This is a genomic window from Rhodococcus sp. LMD (assembly GCF_056108245.1).
This window is the reverse complement of sequence record NZ_CM148557.1, coordinates 1644603-1666378: the sequence shown is the minus strand read 5'-3', so window position 1 is coordinate 1666378 and position 21776 is coordinate 1644603. Positions and strand designations below refer to the sequence as shown.

Annotated in this window: 14 protein-coding genes; 6 read left to right on the top strand and 8 right to left on the bottom strand. The window is 70.5% G+C overall.

From position 1 onward, the window contains the following. Positions 1–81: 81 nt before the first annotated feature. From ACWPQI_RS07805 to ACWPQI_RS07775, 7 genes are all read right to left on the bottom strand, one after another. Positions 82–2241, bottom strand: coding sequence for a hypothetical protein (locus ACWPQI_RS07805; protein WP_124258400.1), 2160 nt, complete (start codon positions 2239–2241; stop codon positions 82–84). Between the two features lie 160 nt (positions 2242–2401). After that, a complete protein-coding gene (locus tag ACWPQI_RS07800) occupies positions 2402–3034 on the bottom strand; it encodes a hypothetical protein (RefSeq protein WP_048773067.1) in 633 nt (210 codons plus the stop codon). After that, complete coding sequence (locus tag ACWPQI_RS07795) at positions 3034–4086, bottom strand: zinc-dependent alcohol dehydrogenase family protein (RefSeq protein WP_140188436.1); 1053 nt, start codon at positions 4084–4086, stop codon at positions 3034–3036. Before ACWPQI_RS07795 ends, ACWPQI_RS07800 begins: the two co-directional genes overlap by 1 nt. A gap of 115 nt (positions 4087–4201) precedes the next feature. Next, entirely contained in the window at positions 4202–4669 is a 468-nt protein-coding gene (locus tag ACWPQI_RS07790; protein ID WP_010592330.1) for a hypothetical protein, read from the bottom strand. A 131-nt stretch (positions 4670–4800) separates the two neighbouring features. Further along, positions 4801–5976: a hypothetical protein gene (locus tag ACWPQI_RS07785; protein WP_010592331.1), complete on the bottom strand. Its 1176-nt coding sequence runs from the start codon at positions 5974–5976 to the stop codon at positions 4801–4803. 70 nt (positions 5977–6046) lie between these two features. After that, positions 6047–7894, bottom strand: coding sequence for an acyl-CoA thioester hydrolase/BAAT C-terminal domain-containing protein (locus ACWPQI_RS07780; RefSeq protein WP_017680488.1), 1848 nt, complete (start codon positions 7892–7894; stop codon positions 6047–6049). A 53-nt stretch (positions 7895–7947) separates the two neighbouring features. Further along, positions 7948–8400 (bottom strand): GyrI-like domain-containing protein, encoded by a 453-nt coding sequence (locus ACWPQI_RS07775; RefSeq protein ID WP_010592333.1) that lies wholly within the window; start codon positions 8398–8400, stop codon positions 7948–7950. 808 nt (positions 8401–9208) lie between these two features. Here ACWPQI_RS07775 and ACWPQI_RS07770 point away from each other — a divergent pair. The 3 genes from ACWPQI_RS07770 (at position 9209) to ACWPQI_RS07760 (ending at position 18331) form a co-directional block, all read left to right on the top strand. Next, on the top strand, positions 9209–14692 hold the full coding sequence (locus ACWPQI_RS07770; protein ID WP_017680489.1) for an ATP-binding protein: 5484 nt from the start codon (positions 9209–9211) through the stop codon (positions 14690–14692). A gap of 889 nt (positions 14693–15581) precedes the next feature. Continuing rightward, positions 15582–16415 carry a 3-oxoacyl-ACP reductase family protein gene (locus ACWPQI_RS07765; protein ID WP_010592336.1) on the top strand — a complete coding sequence of 278 codons (834 nt, stop codon included), beginning with the start codon at positions 15582–15584 and terminating at the stop codon, positions 16413–16415. A gap of 50 nt (positions 16416–16465) precedes the next feature. Then, a complete protein-coding gene (locus tag ACWPQI_RS07760) occupies positions 16466–18331 on the top strand; it encodes a 3-oxoacyl-ACP synthase III family protein (RefSeq protein WP_268965515.1) in 1866 nt (621 codons plus the stop codon). A 96-nt stretch (positions 18332–18427) separates the two neighbouring features. Here ACWPQI_RS07760 and ACWPQI_RS07755 read toward each other — a convergent pair whose 3' ends face one another. Further along, positions 18428–19204 (bottom strand): alpha/beta fold hydrolase, encoded by a 777-nt coding sequence (locus ACWPQI_RS07755; RefSeq protein ID WP_010592338.1) that lies wholly within the window; start codon positions 19202–19204, stop codon positions 18428–18430. 78 nt (positions 19205–19282) lie between these two features. On the opposite strand from ACWPQI_RS07755, the gene ACWPQI_RS07750 reads away from it, so the two are divergent. Genes ACWPQI_RS07750 through ACWPQI_RS07740 form a run of 3 tightly spaced genes read left to right on the top strand, consistent with a single transcriptional unit; the run spans position 19283 to position 21756 of the window. Continuing rightward, the gene (locus ACWPQI_RS07750; RefSeq protein WP_225223171.1) at positions 19283–19609 is read left to right on the top strand and encodes a hypothetical protein; all 327 of its coding nucleotides are present in this window, start codon (positions 19283–19285) and stop codon (positions 19607–19609) included. A gap of 9 nt (positions 19610–19618) precedes the next feature. Next, complete coding sequence (locus ACWPQI_RS07745) at positions 19619–21094, top strand: sensor histidine kinase (protein ID WP_010592340.1); 1476 nt, start codon at positions 19619–19621, stop codon at positions 21092–21094. Beyond that, positions 21091–21756: a response regulator transcription factor gene (locus tag ACWPQI_RS07740; RefSeq protein WP_017680492.1), complete on the top strand. Its 666-nt coding sequence runs from the start codon at positions 21091–21093 to the stop codon at positions 21754–21756. Before ACWPQI_RS07745 ends, ACWPQI_RS07740 begins: the two co-directional genes overlap by 4 nt. The last annotated feature ends 20 nt before the right edge of the window (positions 21757–21776 follow it).

Here is a 21776-nt window from a genome sequence, read left to right as displayed (position 1 = left end):
CCCCTCGGCTGTCCCGTCGGGGAAACCGCCCCATGCCGAGAGGGCGGTATCTCCCTCCTTCCGGCGGACGGCCGTCGGTTTTCAGACGTTCGACCCATCGACCGGGATGCGACCGTTGCTCGGTCGAGACGAGTACGGATCCGGTTGCTGGACGGCCATTTCGATGTCGCATGCACCGAGACCGACGTCGTATGTCGTCGCCGTGCCGTCCACCGGTCCGGGTTGCCACGGCCACCATGCGCGCAGGCGGCCGTTGGACCCGGCGAGTGGCACACGTAGTCGGGTGCTTCCGTCCTCCCACTCGGACAGAGTCTCCACGTCGCCGCGCGCCAGAGCCTCGAAATCCGGCACGATCTCGATATCGTCGACGACGATCAAAGCGGTGGAAGGTGTTCGGTCGGAGATCCGCAGTTCGACCGTAGCCGGCTCCGCGTCGCCCGTGCCGACGACATGGACGGCCCACCGTTCACTCCCTTTGACCGCCTCGAGTTGGTGCCCCGCGAACCCGCTGACATCTGTGACCCGGTATCCATCAGCCTCGAGGAATCGGCTCGCGGCTTCGAGTGCATGACCCTGTATCGCGGCGCGATACTGCGGGATCAAGTCCCGGACGACGGAGCGCTTCCGGAGTACCTTCGATGCACCCGAAGTCAGAGTCGCGAGCTCAGGCAACCGGGGAAGAACTCCCAGCAGTGGAGTCGGGAACCACGCTATCGCATAAGGACGTGGCTTCCTGATCTCGCGTTTCTTGTTCTTCATGAATGGGACAGCGAGCGGGCCTTGTGAATCGTCCGAGCTCTCCGACTCTTGGACGGCGAGGACGGTCTTGCTCGCGCGGCGTACGTCGGCAAGGGTCACCGGCTCGGGAAGTTCCCTTTGCCAGGACAACGGAACGAACAATCGGCTGCGACTGATGTCGAGTGATTCGGCCTCGGAGTCACCGGGCTCCGGCCTCGGGGTGATGGACTCGGCGTCATCATTCGTCGCGGTGTAATACAGGGCAGGGTGGTCGACCACCACAGACCACCCCCAGATGCCGGACGGGGCGTCGTCGCCGCACCACCAGTGCAACACCACGTCGCCGGGCAGCATGCGCTGGGCAAGCGCTGCGGAGGCGCACACCTTCCCCTCCTCCTCGAAGTAGGGAACGTCGATGGTCTCACCGAGGGTGTCCCATTCGTGGTCGGTTGTCTCCATCCACACCACCGGACCCGAGGACAGCGGAGTAGAGGGCCGACCGGGTTCCAGCGGTCCAGGTGTCTGGGGTTCTCGTCGCACGGTATGGCCCTGCACGTCGGACCGCGCTCCGTCTGCAGTAATGACCGAGTGCCGGACGTACGGACCCCACGCGGAGTCGACGAGTTCGGCGCGGTACTCGCCGATCACGAGTTCGTCGTCCCCCGCCGGCTCTCGTGGAAGGGTGCGGGCGCGGACCCGCTCCCGGGGACGGGGTCGGCGACGGGCCGAGAGCAGACCACCGTCCCCGGCAACTGGGCCGCCGTCCTCGGACCAGAGGAACCCGCACTGGGCGCACGAGTATTCGGGCATCCCGGTGCCCACAGGGATCACGCAGCCCATGGCCGCCACACCGGGAGGCGGCGGTCCCGGTGGCATTCCCCAAAGACACAGATCTGTGCGCCGGGCTCGACAAGCCGGGCAGCGCGGGCGGCGGGAGTACATCAGATCCTCGACGGACGGACCGAACGGCTGATGCAAAGTACTGTGGCAGCTTTCGCACACCCATGCTGCCTGCGCAGCTCGACCGAGTGGCTCGGCTCTTGTAGAAGTCCAGGCATCGACGCCATCCCGACCGGGGTCGTACCAGTGGAGTTCGAAACCATCGGGTCCGCTCCCGCCACTGGTGTCGCCAGCCATTTCACCGCAGCACAGGCATTCGCCGGGGTGGCCGTAGGCGCTGTCGGATTGCTGTGGCGCCTGCGCGCAGCCGGTCGTGTCGGTGACCTGCCAGGGTGTCGGCTCGTGCCGCTCTCGATCGATAGCTTCGAGCAGGCGCTGGGCATATCCGTCGCCCAGGGTCACCGGAGGCGCGGGGAACGGTTCCCGCATCCGGAGTTCGAGGGCCCGGACCGAGATCCCATCTGTAAAGGGAAAGTCGTAGGTCTCCGTGCCGATGAAGTCGTCCTCCGATCCGGTCGTGAGGACCTCGACGTTGAGTATTGCGAGTTCCCGCGCGGATACCACGACCACGAGTGTGTCGTCAGCGGAATACTTGTCAGGCATGCCCCAGTGCAGATCCCTGATGTCCGCGTCGTCGTCGGGCCCATAGCAAGCCAGAGCCTGCCTCCATGGGGTCAACAGACACAGGTGCGTTCTGGGTCCTGGTTCGCTGTGCGGCATGCAGCACAGAGTTCCCGAAGTGCGTGAACCGAAACCTGCGTCCTCACTCCACGTGGGATGCGATCGTATGCAGCATCTTCCGCCCCATGACGAACGTGATCGGTTCCATCAGCGTCGGGCCGAACGCGAGCCGGCTCCCGAGCGACGGACCGTAGCGTCCCCGGCCGTGTTCGAGGAGGCGGGTGCCCCCGCCCGGGGCCGGACGCAGGTGGAACGACCACAGGAATGCGTCGCCGGTCTGCTCCGTCGCGCCGTGCAGGACGAGATCGCGGTTCGGCTCGAGCACCGCGACGGTGAGCGGTGGGGCCTTGGGGTGCTGGCGGATCGGGTCGCCGACGGCGAGGTGCTGCAGGTCGGGGCGGATCGCGGTGGCATTGGTGATGCGGCAGCCGATGAGGTTCTCGAGGCCCTCGTAGCTGTAGAAGCCGCCGCGGCCCTGACCGATCTGCACGATCCACGGCCACACCCGCTCCGGCGGCGCGTCGACCGTGACAGCGCGGGTGAAGCCCCAGTCCGGGGCGGGGACCAGGTCGTCGCCCGGATACTGCGCGGCCAGTTCCCCGGCGGTGGCGCCCCAGGTGGTGCGCCACCGCCGCAGGATCCGGGTGGTGAGCAGGTGGAACGCGATGAGCAGGGCACCGCCCACCGACTCGGACAGCGAGCGCAGCCGCCCCATCAGTCTCCCGGCGTCGCCGTCAGCAGCACCTTGAGCGCACCGGTCTCGGCGGCCCGGCCGAACACGTCGTAGGCCTCCTCGAACTCGTCGAGGGAGAACCGGTGGGTGATCATCGGCGAGGTGTCGAGCTTGCCGCTGCGGACCAGGCCGATCAGCGTCGGGGTCGAGTGCGTGTCGACGAGCCCGGTGGTGATGGTGAGGTCCTTGATCCAGATGCTCTCGAGGTGCAGCGTGGCCGGCGCACCGTGGACGCCGATGTTGGCGACGTGGCCGCCCGGTCGCACCAGCTCGACGGCCTGTTCGAACGTCGCGGGCACGCCGACGGCCTCCATGGTGACGTCCGCGCCGAGACCGTCGGTCAGGTCGCGGACGACGGCGGCGACGTCGTCGCGGCCGGGGTTGAGTACCAGGTCCGCGCCGAGTTCCCGGGCCGCCTCGAGCCGACTGTCGGCGAGGTCGACCGCGACGACGTGGCTCGGGCTCAGCAGCCGGGTGGCGAGAATCGCGGCGAGACCGATGGGGCCGGCACCGACGATCACGACGACGTCGGCGGGGCGCACGCATCCGTTGAGCACGCCGACCTCGTAGGAGGTGGGCAGGATGTCCGCGAGCATGAGCATCTGCTCGTCACTCACCCCCTCGGGCACGCGGTGGGTGGAGTTGTCCGCGAACGGAACTCGCACGAGTTCGGCCTGGGTGCCGTCGATGAGGTGGCCGAGGATCCAGCCACCGCCGCCGAGGCACTGGCCGTAGCGACCCTCGCGGCAGAAGCGGCAGCGGCCGCACGAGGTGATGCACGAGACGAGGACTCGGTCGCCGGGTGCGAGGTTCTGCACGCTCGGCCCGACCTCGACGACGGTGCCGACGGCCTCGTGCCCGAGGATGCGCCCGTCGGTGACCTCAGGGACGTCGCCGCCGAGGATGTGCAGGTCGGTGCCGCAGATGGTGACCGCGTCGACGCGGACGATCGCGTCGGTGGGGTCCGTGATTCGGGGGTCGGGGACGTCCTCCCAGGAGCGTTTGCCCGGACCGTGGAACACCAGTGCCTTCATTGGTTCGGCCCTTTCGCCGATCGGTGGGTGCCGGGTCCAGCGTCTCACCCGCAGCGCCGTCGGAAAATGGCCATTGGGCCTCGAATCGGGCGGGTGGAGGTCCCACCGGGGCGGATCAGTGGCCGGCGACGATCGCGAGCCGGTCGGTGCCCGGGTTCGCCTCGACCAGGGCCTCGGGGGTGCCGTACCCGTCGACCTCGACGACGGGCGCGCGGTCGACGGTGGCGCGCACGACGGCGCCGTCGGACATGAAGACGATCAGACCCTGACCCGTGGTCTGCGGGAGGTTTTCCCACACGGTGCCGGTCAGGCCGAGGTCCCGGTTGATCGAGCTCATCAGCAGGGGCATCGAGAAGCGGTACATGCGGTCCCACGACCCCGGCGGCAGCCCGGCCCCCTCGGCGACGGAGGACAGGGAGCGGGGCTCACCGCTGAGCAACACCGTGTCGAACTCCGCTTCGAGGATCGGGTCGTCCTGCACCCGGACCGTGTCACCCGATCCGCCGCATCCGGCGAGCACGAGCACGGCAGCCGGCAGCACCGCCGTCACCAGGCCCTTCGCCATCGGCATCGTGTGCAGCACCCGGTCACCCCCCAGTCGCTTCGCTCGAGAACGCGTGAAAGCTACAGCACCGGGCGCTCGCGGAGCAGGGGCGTCGGGCCACGTCGGAACCGTCGACGAGAAGGTCTGTGACCGCTGACAATCCGGCGGTTCTACTCCCGCGCGGTGAGCTCCGCGATGTCGCCGTGCAGCTCCGACCGGAGCGAGCCCATCAGCTCCGCGGCGATCCCGAACTGATCGCCGACGAAGTGGGTGTTGTCGGCCGAGAGCTCCCGCGCTCCCGAGCGGCCGATGAGGGAGTCGATCCGCTCGTCGAGGCTGGCGGTGCGGGCCTCGACCTCGGCGGTGCGCAACTGCATCTCGGCGACGGTGAGCAGCTCGCCGATGCGTGCCAGGGCCGCCACCCGGTCCAGGAGCTGATCCCACACCGGTTCGAGGGCGGCGATGCGCGCATCGACGGCCGCACGAGCGGACGGGGCCGCGCGGCGGGCGTCGGCGAGTTCGGCGAGCAGGCCGCGCAGCGTGACGGTGTCGACGGCGATCTGGGTCAGCTCGTCGGCGAGATCGAGCTGGGACCGCTGCACCGCGAGGTGCTCGGACCGCCACGCGGTGGAACCTTCGATGCGGTCGTAGAGGGTGCCGGCGAGGAACAGCAGGGTGTCGTACCGGTCGACGAAGTGGTCGTCGTCGGGCACCTGCCGGCCGAGGGCGTCGGCGGCGCGACGTCCCGCGGCGGCCGCCGCGGTGCCGTCCGACCAGCGCGTCACGCGGTCGACGGCCACGCCGAGCACCGCACCGCGCACCTGATCGGCCATCTTCTCGGGGACGGGCGCGGGCGTGTGCTGCAACGCCGCGAACAGGGCGTCGCGCTGGTGCGGGTCGAGGTGCACGCCGTCGCGTCGTTCCCGCCGCACGGCCCGCACGCCCTGCGCGTAGTGCCGGCCGGAGACGGTGAGCGTGTAGTGGGCGTTGCGCAGCCGCTTGGCCAGTTCCCCCGCCCGGTACTCGAACACCAGCCGGGCGGCGCCGGGGCGCAGGTCGGCAGCCCGCACCGTGAGACGGGCGTGCTCGTCCGTGAGGTGCCGCAACGCACCGAAACCGCCGAGGGTCGGCAGCCCGCGCCCGATCCGGCGGCGCCGGGCCAGGATGTCGCGGGTCTCGTCGTCGAGACGGCCGGCGGCCAGGCACAGGGCGGCGGCGTCCGACAGCGGGGCGTGCCGGCCGTCGAGCCGGTGCTGCTCGCACCAGCGGCGCACCTGCGCGGCCATCCGCTCGCGGCGCTGCTCGGCCGGTTCGAACCCGACCGGGAACTGTGGGGCGTCGGACATCGGGACCTCCTCGTGGCGTCCGGACCTCTCCACTGTTCCAGAAATCCCGGTGCCGCGGCGGGGGCGCCGGTCAGGCGAGGAATTCGGCGACGGCGTCGACGGCGGCGCGCTGGGCCCGGCCCTGCCCGGCCGGGGTGCCGCCGAAGGCGATGCCGCCGGTCCACTGGGCGTCGCCGGGGAACATGCCGAGACGGATGAGGTGGCCGGCGTCGTCGACGGACAGGTGCCGGTCGCGGCCGTCGCCGCGGCGGGCGAGCAGTGCGCCCGCCATGTCGGTGGACGGCCACAGCTGGTCGTCGGTGCCGGTGATGCACAGGATCGGGGCGTCGACCTTCTCGGCCCGCAGGTGGGCGGGGCCGGGTGCGTCGCGCAGTCCCGCGCGGTAGGCGTCGGCCAGGCGCAGCAGCGACGGCCGGTGCCGGGCGACGTCGCGGCCGGCCCGCCAGGCGTTGCGGATCATCTGCGGCATCAGCGCGGAGCTCGGCAGCGGCGCCCAGGGCTGGGCCTCGCCACCGAGGGTCCACGAGGGGGTGTCCGGGATCTCACCGTCCGGGCCGAGCCCCTGCCACGCGACGGAGCTGGGACTGATCAGCACCAGCGCCCGCAGCGGCGTGCCGTCGGCGGCGACGGCGGCGAGGAGCCCCTCGGCTCCCCGGGAGATGCCCACGGCGGCGATGCTGCCGATCTCGGGGCGGCCGGCGAGGTGGCGCAGCGCGCCGGTGAAACGCTCGAGCGGCACGTCGGCGACCTCGGAGTTCTCGTCGAGCCACGAGTAGGCGAGGGCGACGTGGCCGTGCGAGGCGAGGACGGCGATGGTGGCGCGCTGGGAGTCGACGCCGCCCTCGGAGCCGCCGACGCACAGCACCGCCGGCCACCCGCGGGGCGGCGTCGGGCCGTCCGGGCGGGCGAGCAGGCCGGGGCGGCCGTCGATGTCGAGGTCCTCGACGGTCACCCCCGGTGCGGCGTCGGCGCGGATCACCGTGCGTCGCGCGGTGTGGGGGCCGTCGGTGACGGTGAGCGTGACCGGCCACCGGCCGGGCGGGGGGACGAACAGGTCGGGCACGCGGTCGGGTTCGTCGAACCGCATGTCCCACAACGGTTCGTCGACGACGTCGACACTGCCGTCGTAGGTGCGGCAGGACCGCCAGCGGGCGCCGAACATGTCGGTGCCCTCCGCGGTGACGGTGATCGTCGCGTCGGGCCGCGATCCGGCGACGGTGAGCCGGAACGGTTCGTCGTGCCGGGACTGCCGCGGTGCGACGAGGTGGACGCGGGCGGAGTCGAGGTCCGGCGGTGGTGCGGCCGGGGATTCGGGTTCGGGGTGCGGGTTCGCGGTGGCGGCGAGCGCGGAGTTCGTGTCGAACCATTTGGGGAACAGGGCCGAGGCCAGCCCGGCCGCGCCCAGGACGACGAACGGGACGACCCAGTAGCCGACGACGGACAGCGCGTCGGTCTCGTCGCGGACGGTGGCGTCTCCGTCGACGATCGGTGGGATCAGCGAGGACACGGTCATCACGGCGAAGGCGGCGGCCCACATCCACGTCATCGCGGTGGTGACGTACCGGAATCCGCCGGCGGCCGCGGTCGCGGGATCGACTGTCTCGACGGCGTATTCGCGTACGAAGGGCCGTCCGGCGAGGATGCCGCCGAGGACGACGAGCAGCAGTCCGAGGTTGCCGATCGGTTGCAGCCAGCGTTCGAGGACGGCGTCGTCGAGGGTGAGTGCGGCGACGAGCAGCAGCGCGAAGACCACGACGGTGCCGACGTCGAGGGAGCGCCACGGCTTTCCGCGCATGCGCTGCACGAGCGGGCCGGCGGCGGCGAGGACGAGGGCTGCAGCCACGGCGGTGACGAACCCGGTGTTGCCGACGAGGATCCAGTACAGGATCCACGGCGCGAATCCGACGACGAGGGACATTCGCGGATTGTCTCCCGCCGCCGGGACGCGTGGGAGCTCTTCCGCGATACGCCTCAGGTCTTCACGGGTACGTAGATCACCGTGCGGATCTCCTCCGCGGGAGTGCCCGGCGGGCTCCAGTACTCCTCCCACGCGGTGCTCAGGTCGAGATCGTGGCCCTCCCGGGCGGCCCAGGCGGCGAGGGCCTCGTAGGTGTGCTCGAGCGTGTCGTAGGGACCGAGGTGGGTCTCGGTCGCGACGTCACCGGCGGGCAGGTCGACCGGGACCACGTGGCCGTCGCCGTCGACGGGGTCGGCGACCTCGAAGCCGGCGGCGCCGTCGAAGCCGTCCTCGGTGAAGTTGCGGTAGTAGGCGAAGGCCGGGCCGGACGGCGGCGTGCCCGCGCCCGCCAGGTACCGCTCGACGGCGCCGTACGCCTCGCCGATGTGTTCACCGATGTGGGCCAAGTCGGTGTGGAATTCCACGGCGGCCAGGTGCCTGGCCGGGGCGTGCACGATCTCGGGCATTCATCCTCCCCTGTCGAAGCCTGGAGTCACGATAGGCGATGCGCCGGTGGGCCCGATGTGACATCGCGTCGATGTGATCGAACCGGTGTGACATTCGGCCGCACCCGCGGGCACCCCGGGCACCCGCGAGCACCCCGGGCGGCCGTGACAATCGTCACAGCGGGTTTCCGCCCGCTCGCGCCGCCGGAGCGCGGAGGCGAGGGACCCGGCATCCGCCGGCGCGTGTCCGTTTCGACCTTTTCGAGGGGTGGATGCCGGTCCGATACTGGACAATTGGCGTAGGCGGGGGCGTTCGCGGGCCCGGCGGCACCGTGCCCGAAAAATCAACGGGCCGAATGTTACTGCCCGGTGTTACCCGACGGTATTCGTGAGCGCGGCCGAATCGAACCGAGTCCGCGCCACATTCCGGGATCGGAAAACAGCTTCCGCCAACATCTTTCACCGGTATATCCGACGAGAGCCACCGAACCCGGACCCCGAGGCCCTAAAACGTGACAAACCCTCATGTTTCCTTCATGCTGTTAGCGGAAGGATCGTCCCCACCGGGGGGCACTCGGCCGTCGACGACGACGGTCCGCGGGACGAGGCCGACCGCCTGTCCGCCGACTCCCAGGCACCCGCCGGGACAGTCGGCGCACACGTCCGCACGCATACGCCGACACGAGGAGCCGACCGATACATGTTCTTGCTCGCGTTATCAACCCGTGACGTGGGCCTCGGCATCGGTTAACTTTCTTCACTCACTGGCGAGAAGCTTCGACGAGCGTCGCACGAGCGCGCACAAACCTGGAGAACGGTGGCAACGAGTATGTTCAAACGGATCGCGGTGGTCAACCGAGGTGAGGCGGCAGTACGTCTCATCAGAGCAGTCCGGGAGCTCAACTCCGAGCACGACTACGACATCAAGACGATCGCCCTGCACACCGAGGCCGAGCGGCGGGCGATGTTCGTCCGCCAGGCCGACGAGGACGTCACCCTGCGGCCGTCCACCACGGCCGCCACCCCCTACCTCGACCATGCCGAACTCGAGCGCGCCCTCCTCGAGGCCGAGGCCGACGCCGTGTGGGTCGGCTGGGGCTTCGTCGCCGAAGATCCCGCCTTCGCCGAGGTCTGCGCCCGCCTGAACATCACCTTCATCGGCCCGTCGGCCGAGGCCATGCGCCTGCTCGGCGACAAGGTCGAGGCCAAGCTGCTCGCCGAGAAGGTCGGCGTGCCGGTCGCCCCGTGGTCGGGTGGACCGGTCGAGACCCGCGCCGACGCCCGCCGGCACGCGCAGGCCATCGGCTACCCGCTGATCATCAAGGCCCGCTCCGGCGGCGGCGGCCGCGGCATCCGCAAGGTGTACTCCGAGGACGAGCTCGAGCTCGCCCTCGAGCGCACCCAGGGCGAGGCCGAGCGCTCGTTCGGCGACCCCGTGGTGTTCATCGAGCGTCTCGTCACCGACGCCCGCCACGTCGAGGTCCAGGTCATCGCCGACGCCCACGGCAACGTCTGGGCGCCGGGCGTGCGCGACTGCTCCATCCAGCGCAAGAACCAGAAGGTCATCGAGGAGTCGGCGTCGCCGCTGCTGACCAAGGAGCAGGCCGACCACCTGCGCTCGGTCTCCGCCGACCTCGTGCGCGCCGCCGGCTACTGCGGCGCCGGCACCGTCGAGTACCTCTACCAGCCCGACCTGAAGATCTTCACCTTCCTCGAGGTCAACACCCGCCTGCAGGTCGAGCACCCCATCACCGAGGCCACCACCGGCATCGACCTGGTCAAGCTGCAGATCCTCGTGGCCTCCGGGGAGACGCTGCCCGGCGACTGCCCGCCCGAGTTCGGCCACGCCGTCGAGGCCCGGCTCAACGCCGAGGACGCCGACAACGGCTTCGCCCCCGCCCCCGGCTCCGTGCAGCTGCTCAAGTTCCCGCTCGGGTCCGGCCTGCGCGTCGACACCGGCATCGCCCAGGGCGACGTCATCCCGCCGGACTACGACTCGATGGTCGCCAAGATCATCGCGTGGGGCCGCGACCGCGACGAGGCCCTGGCCCGCCTGCGCACCGCGCTGCGCGAGACCACCGTCGTCCTCGAGGGCGGCACCACCACCAAGTCGTTCCTGCTCGACCTGCTCGACCGCGACGAGGTGATCTCCGCCTCGGCCGACACCGGCTGGCTCGACCGCACCGGCGCCGGCACCGCCACCGGGCCGTCCCGGGTGGCCGACATCGCGCTGATCGCCACCGCCGTCGACGTCTACGACGCCGAGGAGACCCACGAGCGCGCCGCGTTCCTCACCTCCGCCCGCGGTGGCCGCCCCCGCGCCCGGCACTCCGTCGGCCGCAAGGTCGAGCTGAGCTACCAGGGCCAGGCGTACGAGCTGCTCGTCGGACAGGTCGGCCCGCACCGCTACCGCGTCGACGCCGGCAATGGCGAACTCGAGGTGGACGTCGACCGGCTCGGACAGTTCGAGTCCCGGCTCGTCCTGGCCGGCCGCCGCCACCACGTCGTCTCGATCGCCGGCGCCACCGGCTACCTCGTCGAGGTCGACGGCATCAGCCACCAGATCAGCCAGGACGAGGCCGGCGTCGTGCGCACCCCCGCCCCCGCCGTCGTCGTCGCCGTGCCGGTCGCGCCCGGCGACGAGGTCGAGGCAGGCCAGACCCTGGTGGTGCTCGAGTCCATGAAGATGGAGACCGCGGTGCGCGCGCCGTTCGCCGGCCGCGTCCGCGAGGTCCTCGCCGTGGTCAACTCGCAGGTCGACGCGGGCACGCCGCTGCTGCGGGTGGACCAGATCGCCGAGGAGGCCGTCACCGAGACCGTCGAGCGCGTGCAGTTCCCCGCGCCCGCCGCTGTCGTCACCGGCGACGCCGCGGCCGACGCGCTGGCCCGGCTCGACGCCCTCGAAGCGCTCGTCACCGGCTACGACGTCTCCGGCAAGCGCACCGCGACGCTGCTCGCCGAGTACGACCGGCTGCGCGGCGAGACCACCGAGAACTGCGACCTGGTGCGCGCCGAGCTGGCCCTGCTCACCACGTTCGCCGACGTGTGCGAGCTCTCGCGCAACCGCCCGACGCAGGACGAGGAGACCGGTGACGAGCGGGTGCACAGCCCCCGCGAGCACTTCCACGGCTACCTACAGTCCCTCGACGTCGAGGTCGGCGGCCTGCCCGAGAGCTTCCGGGCCCGGCTGGCGCAGGCGCTGCGGCACTACGACGTCACCGAACTGGACCGCACCCCCGAGCTCGAGGAGGCCGTCTACCGGCTGTTCCTCGCGCAGCAGCGCATCGAGACGCAGGTGCCGGTGGTCTCGGCGCTGCTCGAGCGCTGGCTCGAGGAGACCGAGGGACCGGCCGGCATCTCGCAGGAACTCAACGAGGTCCTCGACCGGCTCATCGTCGCCACCCAGGTGCGGTTCCCGGTGATCGGCGACGCCGCCCGCAACCTGCGTTACCGCCTGTTCGAGGAGCCGGTGATCCGCAAGGTCCGCGAGCAGGTGTACGACGGGGTCCGCGGCAGCCTCGCCCACCTCGCCGACAACCCCGGCGCCGCCGACCACGCGCAGCGGGTCGAGGCCCTCGTGGCCACGCCCGAGCCGCTGATCGACCTGCTCGCGCAGCAGATCGCCCGGCCGGAGACCGTGCCGGGGCCGCTGCTCGAGGTCATCACCCGTCGCGCCTACAAGATCCGCACGCTCGAGCAGGTGCAGTCCGACGTGCGCGGGGGCCGGCAGTTCGTCACCGGCAACTTCGACCTGCGCGGCACCCGCCTGTACCTGATCTCCACCGAGGCCCGGCACGCCGAGCTCGGGGCGGCACTGGACATCGTCGAGGAGTCGGCGGGCACCCTGCCCGGCACCGAGAACCTGGTGATCGACCTGTACCTCGCCTGGGACGACGCGCCCGCCGACGCCGACGCGCAGGCCGAGTCGCTCCGCGCGGTGCTGTCCGAGCGCGCGGTGACCGCCTCCGCCCGCCGCGTCACGGTGACGGTGTGCCACACCGACCGGGCCGAGGAGCACGTCTTCACGTTCCGGCCGTTCGAGACCGGGTACGCGGAGGAAGCCAACATCCGCGACATGCACCCGCTCACCGGTCAGCGTCTGGACCTGTGGCGGCTGAAGAACTTCGTCGGCACCCGCCTGCCGGCGAACCCGGACTCGTACCTGTATCACATTGCGGCGAACGAGAATCCGTCCGACGAGCGGCTCATCGCCCTCGCCGAGGTGCGGGACCTGACCCCGCAGCGCGACGAGACCGGCACGATCGTGGGGCTGCCCGCGTTCGAGCGCGCCCTGTCGAGCTGCCTCGACGCCATCCGCCGGTCGCAGGCCGGCCGCGGCAAGCGCCGCCTCGACGCGAACCGCGTGGTGCTGTTCGTGTGGCCCGAGGTGGACCTGAGCATCGACGACCTCAAGCGCGTCAGCCGTGGGGCGGCCCCGCTCACGGTCGGCGCCGGGCTCGAGGAGATCACCGTCATCGGCTGGTGGCGGGAGACCGCCGACGCCGAGGCCCGTGAGGTGGCCCTGCGGTTCTCGTACCGCTCCGGCGCCGGCGTGGTGGTGCGCGTGACCGATCCGCCGAAGGAGCCGCTGCAGCCGCTCGACGAGTACACCCAGAAGGTGCAGCGTTCGCGTGCCCGCGGCACCGTGTACCCGTACGAGCTGGTCCCGCTGCTCACCGGCAGGAGCGGCAGCTTCGTCGAGTACGACCTCGACGAGTCCGGTGCCGTGGTGCCGGTGCAGCGCCCGTACGGCCGGAACACGGCCGGGCTCGTCGTCGGGCTGGTCACCACCCCGACGTCGCGGTACCCGGAGGGCATGACCCGCGTGGCGCTGTTCGGTGATCCGACGAAGGCGCTCGGCACCGTCGCGGAGGCCGAGTGCGCGCGGGTCGTCGCCGCGATCGACCTGGCCGAGCAGCTCGGCGTCCCCGTCGAGTGGTTCGCGCTGTCCTCCGGCGCCACGATCTCCATGGAGTCCGGCACCGAGAACATGGACTGGGTCTCGCGGGCCCTGCGCCGCATCATCACCTTCACCCAGGGCGGCGGCGAGATCAACGTCGTGGTCACCGGCATCAACGTCGGCGCCCAGCCGTACTGGAACGCCGAGGCGACGATGCTCATGCACACCAAGGGCATCCTGGTGATGACCCCGGACAGCGCGATGGTGCTGACCGGCAAGCAGTCCCTCGACTACTCCGGTGGCGTCTCGGCCGAGGACAACTTCGGCATCGGCGGCTACGACCGCGTCATGGGCCCCAACGGTCAGGCGCAGTACTGGGCGCCGAACCTGTCGGCGGCGGTGGAGGTGCTCTTCGGGCACTACGAGCACGCCTACCTCGCCCCGGGCGAGCGGTTCCCCCGCAAGGCCGAGACCGTCGACCCGGTCGACCGCGACGTGCGGGTGTACCCGCACGTGCATCCGTCGAGCGACTTCACGACGGTGGGCGACATCTTCTCCGCGGAGACCAACCCGGACCGCAAGAAGCCCTTCGACATCCGCACGGTGATGCGCGCGGTGGTCGACCAGGACCATCCGGTGCTCGAGCGGTGGGCGGACATGGCCGACGCCGACACGTCGGTGGTGTTCGACGCGCACCTCGGTGGCAACGCGGTGACCGTGATCGGCATCGAGTCCCGCGCGATCTCCCGCAAGGGCTGGTTCCCCACCGACGGGCCGGACCAGTGGACGTCGGGCACGCTGTTCCCGAAGTCGTCGAAGAAGACCGCGCGGGCGATCAACGCGGCGAGCGGCAACCGGCCGGTGGTGGTGCTCGCGAACCTGTCCGGGTTCGACGGCTCCCCCGAGTCGCTGCGCAACCTGCAGCTCGAGAACGGCGCCGAGATCGGCCGGGCGATCGTCAATTTCGACGGCCCGATCGTCTTCGTCGTGGTCTCCCGCTACCACGGCGGTGCCTTCGTGGTGTTCTCCGGCGCGTTGAACGAGAACATGGAGGTGCTCGCGGTGGAGGGCTCGTTCGCCTCCGTGCTCGGCGGTGCCCCCGCCGCGGCGGTGGTGTTCACCCGCGACGTCAATGCGCGCACCGCGGCCGATCCGCGGATCACCGAGCTCGAGGCGCAGCTCGCTGCGGCCGAGGACGGCGAGAAGGCCCGCCTGCGGGTCGAGCTGGCGACGCAGCGCACCGCGGTGCGGTCGGAGAAGCTCGGTGAGGTGGCTGCGGAGTTCGAGGCCATCCACAACATCCAGCGCGCCCAGCAGGTCGGCTCCGTGCATTCGATCATCCCCGCGGCGGGCCTGCGGCCGGAGATCGTCGCCGCCGTCGAGCGGGGCATGGCGAAGGTGCTCGCGCAGTAAGCAGCACGACCCCCGAAAGGGCCTCGCACCGATTGCCGGTGCGGGGCCCTTTCTCGTGCCCCGAGGAGCCCGTCACGGCCTCTGCCGGCCGTCCCCGGTACCTCCCCCGCCCGGGGCGGCTGTCCGACGCCCTGGGGACATCCGGTCGAGTCGGTCCGCTCGTGCCCACCACCCCCGGATCGGGGGGGCCCAGGCCCGAAAATCGTTGGATGGTGAGCAAGCTCACAGGTTTGAGGAAGTGGGGGTATGGGTACCGGATTTCACCGCGCACGACCCCGGTCGATGCCGCTACATGCACCCTGTTGGCACTCGGTGCTACCGAGCGAGCACGGTCGCTGCCGGACCGCTCCGTGGGCGCTCCCTATCGAATGCTGTTGTCATACAGTCGATTCGAACTCGATCACATCGAGTCTCCGACAAACCGGCTGCATGTACGACGTAGTCCTGACCGCCGGGTAGCATCGCGCGCCATTTCGAACCACCCTCCGGCCGTTGCGTTTTGTGGCAAAGGTCCCGGAACGGACATGCAGTCGGCCGGTAGGTGAACAACGGCCGAGATTCGACCGTAACTCCTTGCCGAACAACAGTATTCAATGTCGTTAGCGTAAGTCATGGCCCTGCACAAGATATTTGCCGTCGGACATGACACACCGGGCGCAATGCTGCATCATTGGTGTCGACAGGGGAGAACGAGCGGAGCATCTACGTGAATTCGGTTGGCAGGGGCGAATATCGCGGAGCGTGCAGGGGCGCTCACATCAGCATCTCGCGGTAGCAGCCACGCCGGCCGGATTCCGGGCACCGACGCTCGGGACACCGGTATCACCGGTCCGACACATCTGTACTCGACGGCATCCGTCGAGCTCGCCGCATTCGAGGGAGAACCGACATGACCAGCACCATCGAACCGTCGTCCCGCACCACCGCCGCCGGCACCAAGCTGCGGGGCCGGGTCGCATTCGTGACCGGTGGAACGCGCGGCATCGGCGCGGCCATCAGCCGCAGCCTCGCCGCCCAGGGCGCCACGGTGGCTGCCGGGTACGGCCGCAACACCGCCCAGGCCGACCAGTTCCTCGCGGGCATCCAGGCTCACGGCCAGGACGGCGTCGAGTACAGCGTGCACAAGGGCGACGTCGCGAACGCCGACGACTGCCGTCGCACCATCGACGAGGTCATCCAGCGGCACGGCCGTCTGGACATCCTGATCAACAACGCCGGCATCACCATCGACCGCACGGTGCTGAAGATGGAGGACGACGACTGGAACAACGTCATCGCCACCAACCTCTCCGGCACGTTCTTCCTGGCCCAGGCGGCGCTGCGGCACATGCTCGAGCGCGGCACGGGACGCATCGTCAACATCTCCTCGGTCATCGGCGAGACCGGCAACATCGGCCAGGCCAACTACGCGGCGTCCAAGGCCGGCATGTTCGGCCTGACCAAGACCCTCGCCAAGGAGGCGGCGTTCGCGCTGGCCCGCTCCGGCAAGCTCACCCCGGACAGCATCGGCGTCACCGTCAACGCCGTCACCCCGGGCTTCGTCGCGACCGAGATGGTCGAGTCCATCCCGGAGAAGGTCCTCGACCGCATCAAGAGCACCATTCCGGTCAACCGCCTCGCCGATCCCGAGGAGATCGCCCGCGTCGTGCACTTCCTCGCCGCCGACGCCTCGTCCTACATCACCGGTCAGGTGTGGGGCGTCAACGGCGGACTGGACATGTGACCCGGCCGTCCCGGCTCCACGAACTCACCCACGACTGAACGGCCCGGCACATGCAGCCCTTCGAAACGAACCGCCACGGGCGAATCGTCTTCCCGTCCAATTTCTTTCCCGACATCGACTTCTCGACCGTCACCGACGTCGAGCAGCTCGACTCCGTGATCCGCCGCGACTTCGACACCAAGGCGCCGACGGCCTCGGAGATCCTCGCCCGCCACACGCGGGGCGACTACCGCAACAAGGTCGAACTCCTGCGTGATGTCGCACTGAATGCGTACTGGGCCAACCGTTTCGCGCTCACCATGTTCGACAAGCGGCCGACCCGATGGGCCGACGTGCCGCGCACCCGCGACGACCTGTACATGCCGGTCCTCACGCCCTGGCCCGATCAGGAGAGCAAGGTCGCCGAGGTCGAAGCCGCCTTCCGGCAGCTGCCCGCCGGCTGGGACGACGCCGCCGAGGACTGCATCTTCGAGACCGTCTTCGACGTCTTCGCCGCCCGCAAGCACGTCGCGGGCGCCCTGCCGACGGTCAAGCCGACCGTCGCGCAGCTCACCGCCGACCCGAAGAACATGACGCTGCGCCTCGGCAGCTACGACCCGAACTTCCGGGTCTACAGCTACGACGAGATCCTCGACTGCCACGAGGACGTCCCCGCGCTCGAGGCGCTGCGGCGCTGGTCGATGGTGCTGCACAACCAGCAGCCCTGGGACCGCAAGCAGGTCGAACTCGTCGAGGTGGGGCAGCTCCGCGACGACGACTACGTCGTGGTGTTCCACCCCCGCGACCGGCACGTGCAGCGGTTCATCTCGCGGGTCACCTCGGGCCGGACTGCGCCGGCGCCCCAGCGCGCCGCCGTCGAGCCCGTCCCGCCGGCCACGCCGTACCCGACGATCGACGTGCGCCGCGACTTCGCGGTGCAGCCGCGCATCGAGGCGCTCGCCGTCGCGCACGGTGACGTGGTGTGCACCAACGAGGACCTGATCCGCAACTCGGCGTACAACTGGTCGGCCATGACCGCCGACGAGGTGACCGCCAAGACCGGGATCGAGCAGCGCCGCTACACGTCGGGCTCGTTCTCCGAGCTCGCCCTGCAGGCGGCCCGCGCGGCCGTCGAGAAGGCACAGGTCGGCCCGGCCGACATCGGGGCGGTGCTGGTGTGCACCTGCACCAGCGACCGGCTCATCCCCTCGCTCGCGACGTACCTGTCCGGCGAACTGGGTATCGCCCAGACGCACGCGTCGTTCGACCTGGTCGCGGCGTGCGCGGGACTGCCGTACGGGCTGGCCGAGGCGACCCGGATCCTGCAGCATATCCGTCGTCCCGTCCTCGTGGTCTGCGTGGAGAAGTTCTCCGACAAGATCGGCAGTGTCCGTCCGTCCCGGATGATCTTCGGTGACGGTGCGGCCGCGCTCGTCGTCGGCGTCGCCCCCGAGGGTGCCGAACCCGACATCGAGTACCTGCAGACCTACGCGAGTGGACCCACCAGCGAGGTCAACTCGATCATCTGGCCCAACCCGGACTTCGACAACGCGATCACGGTGTACGGGCCGGAGGTCAAGAGCCTCGCGGGCCGCTACCTGACGCAGATGCTCGACGAGGTCCGCGCCCTGCCCGGCCTCGACACGAGCGAGTCGCTGCTCGACGACATCGATCTGGTCGTCCCGCACCAGGCGAACAAGACGATGATCATCGACCTGGCGGCGAAGGCCGGACTCGCGGCGGACCGGCTGTACTTCAACATCGAGCAGGTCGGCAACGCGTCGTCGGCGAGCATCCCGCTCGCAATCCACGACGCGGTCCGCGACGGCGTCATCACCGAGCCCGTCCGGATCTTCGCACCCGGCTTCGGTGCCGGTGCCGTCGCCGGCTACTCGGTGATGCGGATCGACCCGGCGGTCGTGGCGATCGCACAGTAGCCGGCCCGGCTACCCGCGCGGCCCCCAGTCGTCCGCTGCTGCAATCGCAGTGGCGGACGACTGGGGGCCGAGCGGCTGTGTTCTGCCGGCGCTCTGCTACGGCAACGTGCGGACCCAGTCGACGATCGCCCTCGCGACCTCGTGCGGAACCTCCGGGATCAGGGCATGTCCCGCACCGGGAACCAGCACGACGGTGACCCGGTCGGCGCCGAACTCGTCCGTGAGCTCCGCCCGCGTCGACGCCGGACGGAACACGTCGTCGCCGGCCTGCACGTCCAGCAGCGGCGACGGCGCGACCGGCCACCAGGATTCCTTGTCGGTGGCGGCCATCGCGCGGCGCTGCGCGACGATCGCCTCCGGCCACCAGCCGTCGAGCCAGACCGACGGGTCGTGCCCGTCCGCGAAGAACACCGCCCGCAGGTGCTCGAGCCGTTCGGAATCCGGCAGCGACAGGTCGGAGCACTTGGCGACGCGCTCGGTGAGCGAATCCGGAAATCGACGGGCACCCGCGGCGAGAATCGCGACCCCACGCACCAAATCGGGTCGATCCGCCGCGAGGACCCGCGCGACGTAGTGGCCGAAGGCGTGCCCGGCGAGGACGGCCGGGCCCGCACCCAGCCGCTCGATCACCTCGGCGACGTCGCGGGCGAGGTCGTGCAGGTCGAGGTCGTCGAGCGGACCGCGACTCGTGCCCACGCCGCGCGGCTGGGGCCGGATCGCACGGAACCCGGCCTCGGCAAGGTCCCGGGCGATCGGTGCGAACTCGTACGTGTCACGGCCGAGCGACGGCAGCAACACCACGGCCGGTCCGGTTCCGTCGACGAGCACTTCGAGGTCGACGTCGTCGAACGCGACCCTGCACACCTCGGTCATGGGATCCACCCCTTCCGGATGAGAATCTTCTCATCCCTCTCTCATTCGCGCGTCACGCCGCGGCCGCACCGTGGAGTCATGCGAACAGTGTGGACCGCCGCGATCGCCGTCGCCGCCGCCGTGGGCGTCGGTCTGCTCGCCTGGCTGACGTTGCGGCCGTCCCCGCCGTCGGAGCCGATGCCCCGCTCCCCCATCGTCGCGCCCGCCGTCGTCGCGCCGGCCCCCAGCCCCTCCGCGCCGGCCGAGCAGTCCCGCGGTTCTGCCCCCACCGTGCCCGGTGGGCTGGTCCCGCCCCCGCCCGCCGACGACCGGGACGACGACCATCGGGACGACGACCATCGGGACGACGATCAGGACGACCTCGACGACGACTGGGACGACGACCTCGACGATCGGGACGGGTAGGATCGCCACGTGAGTCCGGGCCGGTCGCTGCCGAGCATCCGGCGACCTCGATTCCGCAGCGCACGTACCCGCATCACCGGATGGGTCCTGCTGCTGGTGCTGTGCGCACTGGCCGTCGTCAGCGGCCTGACGTGGCTACTGATGATCCGCTCCATCGACCAGCGCATGCTCGACTCGCTGCGCACCGAGATCGCCGAGTTCACCGCGCTGACCGAATCGGGCGTGGACCCCGCCACCGGTGCGCCCTTCGCGAACGTCGCCGACGTACTCCGGGTGGTCATCACCTACAACCTCGCGCGCCCCAACGAGAAGTTCCTCGGCTACGTCGACGGGCAGTTCCGGTTCCAGAGCCGGGAGCAGGCACCGATCCGGCTCGCCGAGGACGCCGGATTCACCGCGGTCGCCGGATCGGTCACCGCGCCCCAGGAGGGCTCCTACGAGAGCGGTGCGGGCGAGGTCCTGTACCTCGCCGTGCCGGTCGGGCTCGACGGCGACCCCGCCCGCGGAGTCGTCGTCGCCGCGTACTTCGCCGACCAGGAACGCGAGAGCGCAGCGGACACCGCCCGGCTCATGGTGCTCGGCGGTGCCCTGACCGCCCTGGCCGCGGCCGGCGCCGCCTGGCTGCTCGCCGGGCGGATCCTCGCCCCGGTCCGCAACATCACGGCCACCGCCCAATCCATCACCGACACCGACCTGTCCGGCCGCATTCCGGAACCACCGGGTCCAGGGGACGAGATTTCCGCTCTGACAACGACTCTCAATGCGATGCTCGACCGGGTCGAAACCGGAGTCGCGGCACAGCGTCGCTTCCTCGACGACGCGGGTCACGAACTGCGCACGCCCATCACGATCGTGCGCGGACACCTCGAGGTCATGGATGCCCAGGACGCCGAGGACGTGCGCCAGACCGTCGCGCTGGTGGACGACGAGCTCGAACGCATGAACCGGATCGTGTCGGACCTGTTGCTGCTCGCGCGGGCGGAACAGCCGGCATTCGTCCGGCCGCACCGGGTCGACGTCGCGGAGTTGACGGCGGAGATCTTCGACAAGGCACGTCGTCTCGCCGACCGGGACTGGCGGCTCGAGACGTCGTCGCCGGTGTCCGTCGAACTGGACGCGCAACGCATCACGCAGGCCGTGCTCGCATTGGCGGACAACGCAAGTCATCACACCGAGCCGGGCGACCGCATCGGCCTCGGAACACAGTTCTCCGACCGCGAGCTCCGCTTCTGGGTGTCCGACACCGGCTCCGGAATCGACCCGGCAGATCAGGCCGTGATCTTCGATCGGTTCGCGCGGGGCGACTCGGGCAGCGTCCGCTCCGAGGGCGCCGGACTCGGCCTGTCCATCGTGCGTGCCATCGCCGTCGCGCACGGCGGCCGGGTCACCGTCGGCAGCGTGCCCGGCCAGGGCTCCACGTTCACCGTCACCGTTCCCGTCGAGCCCGTCGCCACCGGGCCGGACGCCGCAGGAGAGTACCCATGAGCAGGATCCTGATCGCCGAGGACGAGCAGCGCATCGCGTCCTTCATCGAGAAGGGCCTGCGCGCCAACGGATTCAGCACCGAGGTCGTCGCCGACGGGGTCACGGCGTACGGGCGGGCACGCAGCGGCGACCACGACCTGATGGTGCTCGACATCGGGCTGCCGCAGATGGACGGCTTCGCGGTGCTGGCCCTGCTGCGACGCGACGGCTCGACCCTCCCCGTGATCGTGCTGACCGCCCGCGACAGCGTGCAGGACGTGGTGGCGGGCCTCGAGGGCGGCGCCGACGACTACATGCCGAAGCCGTTCAAGTTCGAGGAACTCGTGGCCCGGATCCGATTGCGGCTCAACCCCGATCGCGGCGCAGAAACGACGGTGCTGCGCAACGGGGACCTGAGCCTGGACCTGCGGACCCGCCAGGTCGGGGTCGACGGGCGCACGGTCGACCTCTCGGCCCGCGAGTTCGCTCTCGCGGAGGCGTTCTTGCGGCACCCGGGACAGGTGCTGAGCCGGGAACAGCTGCTCTCGCAGGTGTGGGGGTACGACTTCGACCCCGGCTCCAACGTGGTCGACGTCTACGTGCGGTACCTGCGGGCCAAGATCGGCGCCGGACGTATCGAGACGGTGCGCGGGATGGGCTATCGACTGCTCGCGCACCCCTGACCTGCCGGCGGCGCGGGAGG

Coding starts and splice junctions, on each gene's coding strand:
- ACWPQI_RS07805 (WP_124258400.1), bottom strand. CDS start 2,241: ATGCCTGACAAGTATTCCGCTGACGACACACTCGTGGTCGTGGTATCC.
- ACWPQI_RS07755 (WP_010592338.1), bottom strand. CDS start 19,204: ATGACCGAGGTGTGCAGGGTCGCGTTCGACGACGTCGACCTCGAAGTG.
- ACWPQI_RS07765 (WP_010592336.1), top strand. CDS start 15,582: ATGACCAGCACCATCGAACCGTCGTCCCGCACCACCGCCGCCGGCACC.
- ACWPQI_RS07775 (WP_010592333.1), bottom strand. CDS start 8,400: ATGCCCGAGATCGTGCACGCCCCGGCCAGGCACCTGGCCGCCGTGGAA.
- ACWPQI_RS07760 (WP_268965515.1), top strand. CDS start 16,466: ATGCAGCCCTTCGAAACGAACCGCCACGGGCGAATCGTCTTCCCGTCC.
- ACWPQI_RS07750 (WP_225223171.1), top strand. CDS start 19,283: ATGCGAACAGTGTGGACCGCCGCGATCGCCGTCGCCGCCGCCGTGGGC.
- ACWPQI_RS07795 (WP_140188436.1), bottom strand. CDS start 4,086: ATGAAGGCACTGGTGTTCCACGGTCCGGGCAAACGCTCCTGGGAGGAC.
- ACWPQI_RS07740 (WP_017680492.1), top strand. CDS start 21,091: ATGAGCAGGATCCTGATCGCCGAGGACGAGCAGCGCATCGCGTCCTTC.
- ACWPQI_RS07770 (WP_017680489.1), top strand. CDS start 9,209: ATGTTCAAACGGATCGCGGTGGTCAACCGAGGTGAGGCGGCAGTACGT.
- ACWPQI_RS07780 (WP_017680488.1), bottom strand. CDS start 7,894: ATGTCCCTCGTCGTCGGATTCGCGCCGTGGATCCTGTACTGGATCCTC.
- ACWPQI_RS07800 (WP_048773067.1), bottom strand. CDS start 3,034: ATGGGGCGGCTGCGCTCGCTGTCCGAGTCGGTGGGCGGTGCCCTGCTC.
- ACWPQI_RS07785 (WP_010592331.1), bottom strand. CDS start 5,976: ATGTCCGACGCCCCACAGTTCCCGGTCGGGTTCGAACCGGCCGAGCAG.